Raw genomic sequence first — 13,191 nt, 5'->3', positions numbered from 1 at the left:
GAGACATGCCAACTTCGGCAGGCAAGGTGGGCAAGGCAGGCAACGTCGGCAAGGTGCTGATCACCGGGGGTGCGTCCGGGCTGGGCGCGGCGACCGTCGAGGCGGTCGCGCAGGCCGGCGGGACCCCGCTGGTGCTCGACCGCAAGCCCCCGGCCGCGGGGGTGCCCTACGTCCCGGTCGACCTCACCGACACGGCCGAGACCGAGCGGGCCGTGCGGGAGCTCGCCGAACAGGCGGGCGGTCTGGACGCGGTGTTCACCGCCGCCGGGATCGACTTCCCCGGCAAGCTCGACCAGGTGTCCACAGCGGACTGGGAGCGGGTCGTCCAGGTCAACCTGTTCGGCACCGCGGCGGTGGTGCGTGCCGCGCTGCCGTACCTGGAACGCTCGCACGGCAAGGTCGTGACCGTCGCGTCCACCCTGGGCATCAAGGCGGTCAGCGACGCCACCGCCTACTGCGCCTCGAAGTGGGGCGTGGTCGGGTTCACCCGCGCGCTGGCCGCGGAGACCGCGGGCCGCATCGGGGTGACCATGCTGGTCCCCGGCGGCATGCACACCGCGTTCTTCGACGAGCGCGACGAGCAGTACAAGCCACCCGCCGACGCGAAGCTGAACCACCCGGGCAACGTCGCCGCGACTGTCCTGTTCGCACTGTCCCAGCCGGCCGGTTGTGAGGTGCGCGAGCTGGTCGTCGCGCACTCCGAGGAGGGCTCCTGGCCGTGACCGTCGACGTCCTGGTGCTGCGGGCGCTCGGGCTCGGCGACCTCCTGGTCGCCGTCCCGGCGCTGCGCGGCCTGCGGGCCGCGTTCCCGGACGCGCGGATCACCCTGGCCGCGCCCGCGGCGCTGGACGGGATCGCCGCGCTCACCGGCGCGGTCGACCGGGTGCTGCCCACCCCGGGGCTGGGCGCGCTGCGCTGGGACGGCGCACCGCCCGCCGTCGCCGTCAACCTGCACGGCAGCGGCCCGGAGAGCGTGCGCGACCTGCTCGGCACCCGGCCCGGCCGCCTGCTCGCCCACCGGCACCCGGCCACCGGTGGTGCGGACGGACCGGACTGGGTGGCAGACCAGCACGAGGCACAGCGCTGGTGCCGGATGCTCGCCCACTACGGGATCGAGGCCGACCCCGGCGACCTCGCGCTGACCCGGCCGGACGTGCCGAGCCCGGCGCCGGACGCGATCGTCGTGCACCCCGGCGCGGCATACGGGTCGCGGCGCTGGCCGCCCGGCCGGTTCGCCGAGGTCGCGCGCGAGTTTTCCCGCGCGGGTCACCGCGTCGTGGTGACCGGTAGCGCCGCGGAGCGGGACCTCGCGGGGGAGCTCGCCGCCGCGGCCGGCCTGCCTCCGGACACCGTGCTGGCCGGGCGCACCGGGCTGAGCGAACTGGCCGCGCTCGTGTCCCGGGCGCGGCTGCTGATCAGCGGGGACACCGGCATCGCGCACCTGGCCACGGCCTATGGAACGCCGTCGGTGCTGCTGTTCGGTCCGACCCCGCCGTGGCGGTGGGGTCCGCCGCCGGGGACCGAGGACCGGCACGTGGTGCTGTGGGCGGGCGAGGAGGGCGACCCGTTCGCCGCGGAACCGGCCCCCGGCCTGCTGGCCATCACCGTCGACGAGGTGGTTGCGGCGGGCCGCAAGGTGGCGGAGGTCTGACATGGCCGCGGTCGGGATCGCCGGGGCCGGGTACGTCGGCCTCACCACGGCCGCCTGCCTCGCCGCGCTCGGCCACGACGTGCTGTGCGCGGAGGTCGACGAGTCCAAGGTGGCGCGGCTGTCCCGGGGCGAGGTCACGCTCGCCGAGCCGGACCTGGCGCCGCTGGTGCGTGACGGCCTGGCCGCCGGGCGGCTGCGGTTCACCCCGGACGTGCGGGCGGCCGGCGCGCGGGAGTTCGTGTTCGCCTGCGTGCCCACGCCGACCGGGCCCGACGGCACGGCCGACCTCGGCGCGCTGGAGGCCGTGCTGGCCGCGATCCGCCCGGCGCCGGACACCGTGCTGGTGGTGAAGTCGACCGTGCCGGTCGGCACCTGCGCCCGCATCGCCGGCACCACCGGGATCGCCGTGGTGAGCAACCCGGAGTTCCTGCGCGAGGGGCACGCCGTGCACGATTTCCGGCACCCCGACCGGGTCGTCCTCGGCGGCGACGAGCACGCGGTGGACCGGGTCGCCGCGCTCTACGCGGACCTCGGTGCGCCGATCGTGCGCACCGGGCACGCCGGCGCGGAGCTGGGCAAATACGCCAGCAACGCGTTCCTCGCGCTCAAACTGTCCTACGTCAACCTGCTGGCCCGGCTGTGCGAACGCACCGGCGCCGACATCGACGCGGTCACCCGCACGATGGGCCTGGACGAGCGGATCGGCCCGCACTTCCTGCGCCCCGGCCCCGGCTGGGGCGGGTCGTGTCTGCCCAAGGACACCCGGGCGCTGGTCGCCTCCGCCGCCGGCGCCGGGGTCGACCTGACCGTCCTGCGCGCCGCGATCGAGGCCAACGACCGGCAGTACGACCACGTGGCCGCCCGGATCCGCGACGCCGCGGGCGGCAGCCTCGACGGTGCCCGCATCGGCCTGTTCGGGCTGGCGTTCAAGGCCGGCACCGGCGACCTGCGGGACTCCCCGGCACTCGCGGTCGCCGGGCGGCTGGCCGCCGCCGGCGCCACGCTGACCGGCTACGACCCGGCCGTGACCGCCGACACCGGACCGGTCCAGCGCGTGGACGACCCGGTGCTGGCCGCCAAGGGCGCCCGGGTGCTGGTGGTGCTGACCGAATGGCCCGAGTTCGCGCGGCTCGACTGGAGCCAGCTGGCCGCCGTCGCCGAGGGCGACGTCGTGGTCGACATGCGCAACGTGCTCGACCCGGCCGCGGTCCGGGGCAGCGGCCTGCGGCTGGTCCGGCTGGGTCGTGCGCCCGGAACGTGATCCCGACCACCCGCACGGCAACCCCGGTGGCCGGGCCGTGACCGTGTTCGCGGGGGAGTGGCGTGCCTCAGCCGGTGATCGAGGTGGTCTCCGACAGGTGACGGGCGGCCACCGTGACGCTGGGGTAGAGCGGCAGCTGCTCGTGCAGGCCGGTGATCTCCAGCGGGCGGACGACGGTGCGGTGGCTGCCGACCAGGGCCCAGCGCAGTTCGCGGCGTGCCGCCGCTTCGTCGGCGTCGACCAGGGCCTGCAGGCCCGCCGAGCCGAGGAAGGTGACGGCCTCCAGGTCCACGACGAAGGTGCGGCCGTGGTCGAGGCACTCGGTCAGGCAGCGGCGGAGCGCGGGTGCGGCGCCGAGGTCCAGCTCGCCGGACAGGCGGGCCAGCCGGATCCCGTCGGGCCGGTCGGTGATGTCGATGCGGAGCTCGTGAGCTTGGTACACGGGAGTCTCCCCGGTTGGTGGTGAGCACAGCGGGGACGGCCGCACACGCGTCCAGGTATTCGAAATGTCTTCGAAATCTCCAGCCGGGTGTGTCCGTTCCCGGCACGGCTGGTAGCTCAACCGCTCACCTCCGACCGTACGGACCCGCCCCGCTGCTTGGCAACCCGCTTCATCCCGGTTGGCGACGGCAGCACGGGGTATCCGGTGCGGGTCGGCAGGGTGCCGCAGGCGCGGCGCGAGCCGTCCGTGGTGGGTGCACCGGCGGTGCGGGACAGCGGTGGTCCCGCACCGCCGGCCGCGCGTTCAGCGCAGGACCGCCCACACCGTTTTGCCCCCGGAGGGAACCCGCTCGCATCCCCACTCCCGGGACGTCTGGGCCACCAGCAGCAGTCCCAGCCCCGGTGGGTGGCCACCCTCCCGCATGATCGCCTCGCCCGGGTCGTCGTCGGTGACCCGGACCGTCAGCTCGTCCCGGTGCAGTTCCAGGGCGAGTCTCGGTGCCATCCGGGTGTGCCGCAGCGTGTTCTCCACCAGTTCGGTCACGACGACCGCCGCGTCCGGCGCCAGCTGGGCGACGCGCCAGCGTGCGCACACCTCAGTGGTGAACCGGCGTGCCCGGCGTGCGGCGTCCACCGTCCGGGCCAGCCTGAGTTCGGTGCTGCGCCGCATCGCCTCGATCGCTCCCAACCTCACGAACGGGACGGGTCATACCCGGGGCGCGGGGCGCGAAACCCGTCCGCCGCGGCACCCGTTTGCCCCGGTCGGGGACGGGTACCCGGCCGGGATGGACGAGCAGTCGTTGCTGCGGACGCTGACCAGGGTGGTCACCACGCTGACGGCTCGGGAGATCCCGTTCACCGTGGCGGGCGGATGCGCGGTCTACGCCCGCGGTGGCCCGCCCTCCGACCACGACGTGGACGTGTTCCTCAAGGAGGAGGACGTGCCGGCGGCACGGGCGGCCCTGGTGGCCGAGGGCATGCGGGCCGACGACCCGCCGGAGGATTGGCTGAGCAAGGTCTGGGACGGTGAGGTCCTGGTCGATCTGATCTTCCGGCCCAACTACCGCCCGGTCACCGAGGAGACCCTCCGCCGCTCGGACGTGATGCGCGTCGGCCCGGCCATGGCACCGGTCCTGGGCGGCACCGACATCATGATCGACAAGCTGCTCGTCCTCGACGCGCACCGCTGCGATCTCGCACCGCTCCTGCACATCGCCCGCGACCTGCGGGAACAGGTCGACTGGGAGCGGGTGGCGAAGGAGACCGGCGAGTCGCCGTACGCACAGGCGTTCCTGACGTTGCTGGACTCGCTGGACGTCGTCGAGCTCGAAGGAACCGCGTGATGACCGACGGGCGGGAAACACCCCAGTACCGCGCGGCCCACCTGCGCCGCGCCCTGGCCGAGGACCCGCGGACGGCCGAGATGGGCGTCCGGGTGAACGTCCGTGGCGACGACGTGCACCTGTCCGGGGAGGTGACCTGCGACGAGCGGCGCGCCGAGCTGGAGACCGTGCTGCACGAGGTCGCGCCGGGCCTGCGGGTGCACAACGACGTGCGGGTGGCCGATACCCGCGAGCCGGCCCGGAGGGAGGACCTGCGGTGATCCGCGTGGCGGCGGTCGGGGACGTGCACCTCGGCGAGGACGCGCGGGGGCTGCTGCGCCCCGCGCTGGAACACCTGGGCGACCTGGCGGACGTGCTGTTGCTGGCCGGTGACCTGACCCGGCACGGCGCACTGGAGGAGGCCGAGGTGGTCGCCGACGAGTTCAGCGGCCTGGGCCGGCCGGTGGTGGCGGTGCTGGGCAACCACGACTACCACAGTGACCGTCAGGACGACATCACCAAGCTCCTGGAGGACCACGGCATCCAGGTCCTGGAGGGCTCCGCGACCCGGGTGGCGGCCGGTGGGCAGCAGCTGGGCATCGCCGGGGTCAAGGGCTTCGGCGGCGGGTTCGCCGGCAAGTGCGCGAGCGCGTTCGGCGAGCGCGAGATGAAGGCGTTCGTCGAGCACAGCATCGAGCGGGCCGACGCGCTGCGCCGGGCGATGCTGGAGCTCGACGACACCGACTTCCGCATCGCGCTGACCCACTACTCGCCCATCCCGGAGACCCTGCGGGGTGAACCGCCGGAGATCTACCCGTTCCTGGGTGCCTACCAGCTCGGCGAGGTGATCGACGAATGCGGTGCCGACCTGGCGATCCACGGGCACGCCCACTTCGGCTGCGAACAGGGCGTGACCCCCGGCGGGGTGCGGGTGCGCAACGTCGCCCAGCCGGTCATCCGCAGCGCTTACGCCACGTACGGGTTGGGGTCTTGATTCCCCGATGTGATCCGGAGCACCCTGGATTCGTCCACTCGGCAGCCGGGAGGGCCGCATGACGGAGCTGAAGGCACGTCCCATCGTCCTGGGCAACCGGTACGAGCTGCCGGCCAGGCACCGCCGGGGCGCCCTGCTGTTGCGCATGGCACGGACGACCGACCACAAGCTGATCGGCCTGATGTACCTGTACACGTCGCTGGCCTTCTTCGTCATCGGCGGCGCGCTGGCGCTGCTCATGCGCGGCGAGCTCGCCCGGCCCGGGTTGCAGTTCCTGTCGCAGGAGCAGTACAACCAGCTGTTCACCATGCACGGCACGATCATGCTGCTGCTCTACGCGACACCGAACGTGTTCGCCTTTGCCAACATGGTCCTGCCGCTGCAGATCGGCTCGCCGGACGTCGCGTTCCCGCGGCTGAACGCGTTCTCCTACTGGCTGTTCCTGTTCGGCGGGACGATCGTGCTCTCGTCGTTCCTCACCCCGGGCGGCGCCGCGGACTTCGGCTGGACCGCGTACGCGCCGCTGTCCGAGGCGGCGAACTCGCCGGGCATCGGGGGCAACCTGTGGATCTTCGGGCTGATCGTGTCCGGTCTGGGTACCATCCTCGGTGGCGTCAACATGCTGACCACGATCGTCACCCTGCGCTGCCCGGGCATGACGATGTGGCGGATGCCCATTTTCACCTGGAACATCCTGTTCACCAGCGTGCTGGTGCTCGCGGTTTTCCCGATCCTCACCGCGGCGCTGTTCGGGCTGGCCGCGGACCGCATCATCGGCGCGCACGTGTTCGATCCCGCCAACGGCGGGGCGATCCTGTGGCAGCACATGTTCTGGTTCTTCGGCCATCCCGAGGTCTACATCGTCGCGCTGCCCTACTTCGGCATCATCACCGAGATCATCCCGGTGTTCAGCCGCAAACCGTTGTTCGGGTACCGGCTGATGGTCTTCGCGACCATGGGCATCACGGCGCTGTCGTTCGCGGTCTGGGCGCACCACATGTTCGCCACCGGCGCGGTGCTGCTGCCGTTCTTCTCGTTCATGACGTTCCTCATCGCGGTGCCGACCGGCATCAAGTTCTTCAACTGGATCGGCACCATGTGGAAGGGGCAGCTGAGCTTCGAGACGCCCATGCTGTGGTCGGTCGGGTTCCTGGTGACGTTCCTGCTCGGCGGGCTGACCGGGATCCTGCTCGCCTCGCCACCGCTGGACTTCCACATCCACGACACCTACTTCGTGGTCGCGCACTTCCACTACGTGCTGTTCGGCACGATCGTGTTCGCGACCTTCGCCGGCTTCTACTTCTGGTTCCCGAAGATGACCGGCCGGATGCTCGACGAGCGCCTCGGCAAGCTGCACTTCTGGACCACGTTCATCGGGTTCCACACGACGTTCCTGGTGCAGCACTGGCTCGGCGACATGGGCATGCCGCGGCGCTACGCCGACTACCTGGCCACCGACAACTTCACGATCCTGAACACGGTCTCCACGATCGGCGCGTTCATCCTCGGCGCCTCCATGCTGCCGTTCATGTACAACGTGGTCCGCAGCTACCGGTACGGCGATCCGGTCGAAGTGGACGACCCGTGGGGCTTCGGCAACTCGCTGGAGTGGGCCACCACCTGCCCGCCACCGCGGCACAACTTCCTGTCGCTGCCGCGGATCCGGTCGGAGCGGCCCGCGTTCGAGATGCACTACCCGCACCTGGTGGAGCGCCTGCACGAAGAAGGGCACATCACGCTGACGGGCAGGACCATCCCGCACTCCGAGGCAGCGAAAACGCCCTCGGAAACCGCCACCGAGAGCCTCACCAGCGGGACCTCACCGACCACGCACGACGATTAACGCTCCTCGCCCGGGGGTAGCCGGACTGCGAGCTACTCCAAGGGAGGCGACGCATGAGTGAGGACACGGGTCGCGGATCCACGGCGGTGGAGGACCGCTCGATCGCGCAGCTGGTCCAGGACATGTCGCAGCAGGTCCAGCGGCTGGTACGGGACGAGCTGCGGCTGGCGACCGAAGAACTGCGGCAGAAGGGCAAGCGGGCCGGCACGGGTGCGGGTCTCGCCGGTGCGGCCGGGATCCTGGCGTTGTTCGGGGCGGGCACCCTCATCGCAGCGGCGGTGCTGGCGCTGGCGCTGGTCCTGCCGGCGTGGGCATCGGCGCTGATCATCGGCGGCGCGCTGCTGCTCGTCGGGGGAGTGGCCGGGCTGATCGGCAAGAAGCAGCTGTCCGGCGCGGTGCCGCCGGTGCCGCAGGAGGCCGTGTCCGGGCTGCCCAAGGACGTGGCGGCCGTTCGAGAGGGAATGCGCCGATGACGGCCAAGCGCGACACGTTCCCGCACGACGCCGAACAAGCGCGCCTCGACCTCGAGCTGACTCGTCAGGAACTGGGCGAGACCGCCGAGGCACTCGCCGGGAAGATGAAGGAGACCGCGCACCGGACCCAGCGGATCGCGCTGGGCACGGGTGCCGGGCTCGGGATCCTCGTCCTCGTCCTGGTCCTGGTGCGCAGGCTGACCGCCCGGAGGTGACCCGATGACGACCGAGTCGCATGTGGACGAAGCACTGTGGGACGAGTTCCACCGCGTGGTGAACATGTCCTCCCGGGAGCTGGGGGACTGGCTGCGCGTCCGCTCGGCCGGCACGGACAGCGAGGAGCTGCCGGACCAGGCGGGCACCAAAACCGGCCAGCGAGTTCTGGACATCCTCGGCAAACGCCGGACGGACCTGACCGAGGACGACGAGCGCGTGATGCGCAAGGTCGTGGAGAAGGTGCACGCCGAGCGCCGGGACGACCTGGAGCCGACCGCCGGGCAGGAGAACTGGCGGCACCGGCTGATGACGATCGGGCACGACCCGTTGAAAGGAGCCGGCTGATGGAACGCGGTAGCGAGAAGCACAGCCCCCGCGAGGACGACGCGCTCAAGGCCGAGCTGCGCGGCACGTTGCAGGGCAACCGGTCCAGCCGCGTGGAGGAGTGGCGCGACCCGGAGCCCCCGGCCGACGACGACCCCGACGTACCCCTGGCCGGCGGACCCCCCGAGGACCGCTAAACGCCCACCCCACCCCACCCCACCCACAGCGTGTTCGCCCGTCCGGGCATCGTGTTCGCCACTCCCGGCACCGTGTTCGCCACTCCCGGCACCGTGTTCGCCACTCCCGGCACCGTGTTTGCTGCTCCGGGCAGGGTGTTCGCCGCTCCGGACAGCGTGTTGGCCCGTCCGGGCACCGTGTTCGCCACTCCCGGCGGCGTGTTGGGCGGTCGGGGCGGCGGGTCCGCCGGGCGGTGAGCTGGCCTCTCCCCGGCGCGCACGATCCGGGCCCCACACGCTCGTGTTCGCCCAACTTGTCTTGCTGGACGCTCTACAGCCGAGCTCACAGGCCAGGCGCGACGTGCGGTGCGAGTCCGCTACGCCCGGAGCGGCCAACACGTGGCCCGGAGCGGCCAACACGTACCCGGACGGCCAACACGCTGCCCGGAGCGGTGAACACGCTGCCCGGAGCGGTGAACACGTCGCCCGGAGCGGTGAACACGCTGCCCGGAGCAGTCAACACGTCGCCGGGGACGGCCAACACGTCGCCCGGAGCGGCCAACACGCGGCCCGGAGCGGCCAACACGCGGCCCGGAGCGGCCAACACGTCGCCCGGGGCGGTGAACACGTCGCCCGGAGCGGCCAACACGTGGCCCGGAACGGTGAACACGCGGCCCGGAGCGGCCAACAGGCTGCCTGGAGCGGTGGGCACGCTAGTGTCGGCGTACGGCCGGGGGCAGGGTGAAGTGGACCGTTTCCCGGGTGGTCTCCCGTTCGCCGACGGTGAGCGGCCCCAGCCCGCCGAGCGCGGTGATCACCGCGTCGACCAGGGCCGGCGGTGCCGAGGCACCGGCGGTGAGCCCGATCCGCTCGATGCCGGCCAGCCACTCCGGCCGGATGCCGCGCGGGTCGTCGACCAGGTGGGCCGGGGTGCCGCAGCGCCGCGCCAGCTCGGCCAGGCGCATCGAGTTCGACGAGTTCGCCGACCCCACCACCAGGACCAGATCGGTGTCGCGGGCGACCGACCGGAGCGCGTCCTGACGGTTGGTGGTGGCGTAGCAGATGTCGCCGGTGTCCGGGCCGCGCAGCGCGGGGAAGCGGGCGCGCAGCTCGGCGATCACCTCGGCGGTCTCGTCCACACCCAGCGTGGTCTGCGTCAGGTAGGACACCCGGGCCGGGTCCGGCACCCGGACCCGGCGGGCTTGTTCGGCCGACTCCACCAGGATCGTCCGCCGCGGCGCCTCGCCGAGGGTGCCCTCGACCTCATCGTGCCCGGCGTGCCCGATCAGCAGCACCGTGTCGCCCTGCCCGGCGAAGCGGCGGGCTTCGGCGTGCACCTTGGTCACCAGGGGGCAGGTGGCGTCGACGACCTTGAGCCGGCGCCGCTCCGCCTCGGCGCGGACCGCGGGGGAGACCCCGTGCGCGGAGAACACGACGGTCGCTCCGCGCGGCACGGCGTCCAGCTCGTCGACGAACACCGCGCCGCGCGCGCGGAGCCCGTCGACGACGTGCCGGTTGTGCACGATTTCCCTGCGCACGTAGATCGGCCCGCCGCGGCGCTCGAGAAGCCGTTCGACGATTTCGATCGCGCGTTCCACGCCCGCGCAGAACGAGCGTGGCGCGGCGAGCAGCACTGACCGCGGCGGTCCGGCGACGGCGAGGACCGCGGCCATCGCGGCGCTCACCTCGGCCGCCGTCCGGGCGGTCACCTCCCCGGTCGCCGCGACACCCAGCCCGGCCGGTCCGCCTGCGCCCTGCAGCACGGCCCGCAGCGTGACCGCGGCGGCGTGGTCGGTGTCGGTGTAGAGGTGGCCGCGCGCCGGGGTGATCCCCCGGCGCCGCAGCTCGCCGTCGAGCAGTCCGGCGGCCGGGCACCGCAGCGACGGACGGTCCGGCCACAGCACCTCGTCGGCGACCAGCACCTCGCCCGGGCCGGGCCGGCCCGGACGGTGCGCGGCGAGGATGCTCTCCGCTGCGGTGAACGTCATCGGTGTGCTCCGTTCCAGGGATGGGGACCGGGTCAGTGGTCGCGGTCGGCGAGCAGCGTGGCGAGCGTCTCCAGCTCGGCGGCGGCCCGCGGCTCCGCTGCGGCGGCGTGCAGGTGGCCGCGTGCGCGGTCGAGCAGCGCTGCGCTCTCCGTCCGGCTCCACGTCCGGCCGCCTGCCTCGTCGACCAGCCGTGCCGCTCGCGCCAGTTCTGCGCCGGTCAGTTCACCGGGCCGGGCGTAGAGCGACGCCAGCTCCCGACCGGCCGCCGTGCCCGAGGTCAGTGCCGCCACCACCGGCAGGGACTTCTTCCGGTTCCGCAGGTCCGAGAACACCGGTTTCCCGGTGACCGCCGGATCGCCCCAGATGCCCAGCAGGTCGTCGGCCAGCTGGAACGCCAGCCCGGCGGCCTCGCCGAACCGGCGCAGCCGCGCGACCTGCTCCGGGCCGCCCCCGCCGAGCAACGCCCCCAGCGCACAGGCGCACCCCAGCAGCGCCCCGGTCTTGCCCTCGGCCATGGCGCGGCATTCGGCCAGGCTCACCTCTTCGCGGCGTTCGAACGCCAGGTCCACGGCCTGGCCCTCGATGAGGTCCTGGGCGGCCGCGCCCAGCACCCGCAGCGCCTCGCGCGCGGACGGGTGTCCGCTCGCCGCGAGCACGTCCCATGCCTCGATCAGCAGGCTGTCCCCGGCGAGGATCGCGGTGCCCGCCCCGAACACCTTCCACGCGGTCGGTCGGTGCCGCCGCGTCTCGTCGCCGTCCATGATGTCGTCGTGCAGCAATGAGAAGTTGTGCAGCAGCTCGACCGCCACCGCGGCGGGCAGCGCCGCCCCGGGCATCCCACCGACGGCCTGCGCGGACAGCAGCACCAGCGCGGGGCGGACGGCCTTGCCGCTGCCCGCGGCCCGCGGGGCGCCGGTCTCGTCGGCCCATCCGAAGTGGTAGGCGGCCGCCGGCCGCATCGACTCCGGCAGGTGTGCCACGGCCGTGCGCAGCGCGGGGTCGACCCGGTCGCGGCTCCACGCGAGGATCTCGTCCGCCGTACGCGCCGCGGTCCCGGCCGGGTCCGTGCGGGTCACCGTCCCACCTCCACGTGCTCGAGCACCCCGAGCGCGTCGGGGACCAGCACCGCGACCGAGAAGTACGCGGTGACCAGGTACTTCACGATCGCGCGGTGGTCGATGCCCATGAACCGCACGGTCACGCCGGGCTCGGCCTCGTCCGGCAGCCCGGTCTGCCGCAGCCCGATCACGCCCTGACTGCGCAGCCCGGTCCGCATCGCCAGGATCGAGGTCGTCTGCGTGCGGGAGAGCGGGATCTTGTCGCTGGGGAAGATCGGCACACCGCGCCACGTGGTCACCACGTGACCGTCCACTTCGGTGCTTTCCGGCGCGAGTCCGCGTGCCGCGCACTGCCGGCCGAACGCGGCGATGGCCCGCGGGTGGGCGAGGAAGAACTGCGTCTTGCGGCGCCGGGCCAGCAGTTCGTCCAGGTCGTCGGGGGTGGGCGGGCCGGTGCGGGTGTGCAGGCGCTGGCCCGGGGCGGCGTTGTGCAGCAGCCCGAATTCCGGGTTGGTGAGCAGTTCGGCTTCCTGCCGTTCGCGCAGCGCCTGGAGCGTCACCCGCAGCTGTTGTTCCGTCTGGTCCATCGGCTGGTTGTAGAGGTCGGCGACGCGGGTGTGCACGCGCAGGATGGTCTGGGCTGCGCCGAGCTCGTACTCGCGCGGGGACAGTTCGTAGTCGGCGAAGGTGGCGGGCAGTTCCGGTTCGCCGGTGTGGCCGGAGGCCAGCTCGATCGCCGTCTCCCCGTACTTGTTCCGCGGCCGGTGCGCCCCTTGCCGCAGAGCGTCCACATGCGACCGCAACGACGGCGCGGCGTTCATCAGCGACAGGATGTCCGGACGCGGCAGCGCGAGGACCGTCACCGGTGTCTCCGCCCGGACGCCGTACTCCCACGGCCGCGGTTCGGCGTCGAGCACCTGCTGCCCGAGGAAGTCGCCGTCGGCGAGCACCCCGAGACTCACCTGGTCGCCGTACTCGCCCCGGCCGATCCGGCGCACCTTGCCGTGTCCGACGATCAGCGCCTCGGCGGCCGGTGCGCCCGCCGTCACGATCACCTCCCCGGCGCGGTACTCGCGCTGCACCAGGCGATCGGCGATCGCGGTCAGCACCACCGGGTCGCCGAACCCGTGGAACAGCGGTAGTTCGGTGAGGCTGGCCGGCACCACCCGGATCCGGCCCGCCTCGGCGACGCAGGCGACCCGGCCCCGCCCGGTGGCGTGGGTGAGCCGCCGGTTGACCCGGTAGGTGCCGGCTTCGGTCTCCTCCCACGGCAGCAGGCTCAGCAGCCAGCGGCTGGTGACCGCCTGGTTCTGCGGCACCGACTTGGTGGTGCTGGCGAGCTTGCGGGCCGCCGCCGTGCCCAGGCTCAGCCGGGTCCCGGTGTGCTGGAACGTGTGCCGGGTCGCGGTCAAGGCGCCCACCCCCTCGTGTCGCTGTTCCGGGC

16 protein-coding genes are annotated in these 13,191 nt (G+C 72.9%); 11 read left to right on the top strand and 5 right to left on the bottom strand.

The features are described from left to right. The first annotated feature begins 5 nt into the window (after positions 1-5). Genes FHX46_RS18405 through FHX46_RS18395 form a run of 3 tightly spaced genes read left to right on the top strand, consistent with a single transcriptional unit; the run spans position 6 to position 2,912 of the window. Positions 6-722, top strand: a complete 717-nt coding sequence (locus tag FHX46_RS18405) for an SDR family oxidoreductase (RefSeq protein ID WP_167116469.1) — start codon at positions 6-8, stop codon at positions 720-722. Then, on the top strand, positions 719-1,651 hold the full coding sequence (locus tag FHX46_RS18400; protein WP_167116466.1) for a glycosyltransferase family 9 protein: 933 nt from the start codon (positions 719-721) through the stop codon (positions 1,649-1,651). Before FHX46_RS18405 ends, FHX46_RS18400 begins: the two co-directional genes overlap by 4 nt. Before the next feature lies 1 nt (position 1,652). After that, entirely contained in the window at positions 1,653-2,912 is a 1,260-nt protein-coding gene (locus FHX46_RS18395) for a UDP-glucose dehydrogenase family protein (RefSeq protein WP_167116462.1), read from the top strand. A gap of 67 nt (positions 2,913-2,979) precedes the next feature. Here the strand turns inward: FHX46_RS18395 and FHX46_RS28880 are convergent, their stop codons facing one another. After that, positions 2,980-3,354, bottom strand: coding sequence for an STAS domain-containing protein (locus FHX46_RS28880; protein WP_167116459.1), 375 nt, complete (start codon positions 3,352-3,354; stop codon positions 2,980-2,982). Positions 3,355-3,657: 303 nt separating this feature from the next. Next, positions 3,658-4,047 carry an ATP-binding protein gene (locus FHX46_RS18385; RefSeq protein ID WP_313886177.1) on the bottom strand — a complete coding sequence of 130 codons (390 nt, stop codon included), beginning with the start codon at positions 4,045-4,047 and terminating at the stop codon, positions 3,658-3,660. Positions 4,048-4,138: 91 nt separating this feature from the next. Here FHX46_RS18385 and FHX46_RS18380 point away from each other — a divergent pair, with 91 nt between their 5' ends. The 8 genes from FHX46_RS18380 to FHX46_RS18345 are packed head-to-tail and all read left to right on the top strand — an operon-like array spanning position 4,139 to position 8,722. Beyond that, on the top strand, positions 4,139-4,696 hold the full coding sequence (locus FHX46_RS18380) for a nucleotidyltransferase family protein (RefSeq protein WP_167116456.1): 558 nt from the start codon (positions 4,139-4,141) through the stop codon (positions 4,694-4,696). After that, positions 4,696-4,956 (top strand): BON domain-containing protein, encoded by a 261-nt coding sequence (locus FHX46_RS18375; protein WP_167116453.1) that lies wholly within the window; start codon positions 4,696-4,698, stop codon positions 4,954-4,956. Before FHX46_RS18380 ends, FHX46_RS18375 begins: the two co-directional genes overlap by 1 nt. Beyond that, positions 4,953-5,669: a metallophosphoesterase family protein gene (locus FHX46_RS18370; RefSeq protein WP_313886176.1), complete on the top strand. Its 717-nt coding sequence runs from the start codon at positions 4,953-4,955 to the stop codon at positions 5,667-5,669. The genes FHX46_RS18375 and FHX46_RS18370 overlap by 4 nt, the downstream gene beginning before the upstream one ends. 58 nt (positions 5,670-5,727) lie before the next feature. Then, positions 5,728-7,512, top strand: a complete 1,785-nt coding sequence (gene ctaD / locus FHX46_RS18365) for an aa3-type cytochrome oxidase subunit I (RefSeq protein WP_167116450.1) — start codon at positions 5,728-5,730, stop codon at positions 7,510-7,512. Positions 7,513-7,565: 53 nt separating this feature from the next. Beyond that, entirely contained in the window at positions 7,566-7,985 is a 420-nt protein-coding gene (locus FHX46_RS18360; protein ID WP_167116447.1) for a phage holin family protein, read from the top strand. After that, entirely contained in the window at positions 7,982-8,200 is a 219-nt protein-coding gene (locus FHX46_RS18355) for a DUF3618 domain-containing protein (protein WP_167097185.1), read from the top strand. Before FHX46_RS18360 ends, FHX46_RS18355 begins: the two co-directional genes overlap by 4 nt. A gap of 4 nt (positions 8,201-8,204) precedes the next feature. After that, positions 8,205-8,546, top strand: a complete 342-nt coding sequence (locus FHX46_RS18350) for a DUF3140 domain-containing protein (RefSeq protein ID WP_167116445.1) — start codon at positions 8,205-8,207, stop codon at positions 8,544-8,546. Continuing rightward, a complete protein-coding gene (locus tag FHX46_RS18345) occupies positions 8,546-8,722 on the top strand; it encodes a hypothetical protein (RefSeq protein WP_167116442.1) in 177 nt (58 codons plus the stop codon). The genes FHX46_RS18350 and FHX46_RS18345 overlap by 1 nt, the downstream gene beginning before the upstream one ends. 692 nt (positions 8,723-9,414) lie before the next feature. Here FHX46_RS18345 and ispH read toward each other — a convergent pair. From ispH to FHX46_RS18330, 3 genes are read right to left on the bottom strand one after another with little or no spacing between them, the layout of a single operon-like run. After that, positions 9,415-10,689 (bottom strand): 4-hydroxy-3-methylbut-2-enyl diphosphate reductase, encoded by a 1,275-nt coding sequence (ispH, locus tag FHX46_RS18340; RefSeq protein WP_167116439.1) that lies wholly within the window; start codon positions 10,687-10,689, stop codon positions 9,415-9,417. 32 nt (positions 10,690-10,721) lie between these two features. Continuing rightward, on the bottom strand, positions 10,722-11,765 hold the full coding sequence (locus FHX46_RS18335) for a family 2 encapsulin nanocompartment cargo protein polyprenyl transferase (RefSeq protein WP_167116437.1): 1,044 nt from the start codon (positions 11,763-11,765) through the stop codon (positions 10,722-10,724). Further along, on the bottom strand, positions 11,762-13,159 hold the full coding sequence (locus FHX46_RS18330; RefSeq protein ID WP_208400192.1) for a family 2B encapsulin nanocompartment shell protein: 1,398 nt from the start codon (positions 13,157-13,159) through the stop codon (positions 11,762-11,764). The genes FHX46_RS18335 and FHX46_RS18330 overlap by 4 nt, the downstream gene beginning before the upstream one ends. Between the last annotated feature and the right edge of the window lie 32 nt (positions 13,160-13,191).

Origin of the sequence: Amycolatopsis viridis, from assembly GCF_011758765.1 — a bacterium.
In the GTDB taxonomy this organism is placed as follows: Bacteria; Actinomycetota; Actinomycetes; order Mycobacteriales; family Pseudonocardiaceae; genus Amycolatopsis_E; species Amycolatopsis_E viridis.
Note: the sequence above shows the minus strand (reverse complement) of the source record. Positions and strands in the feature narration are given on the sequence as shown.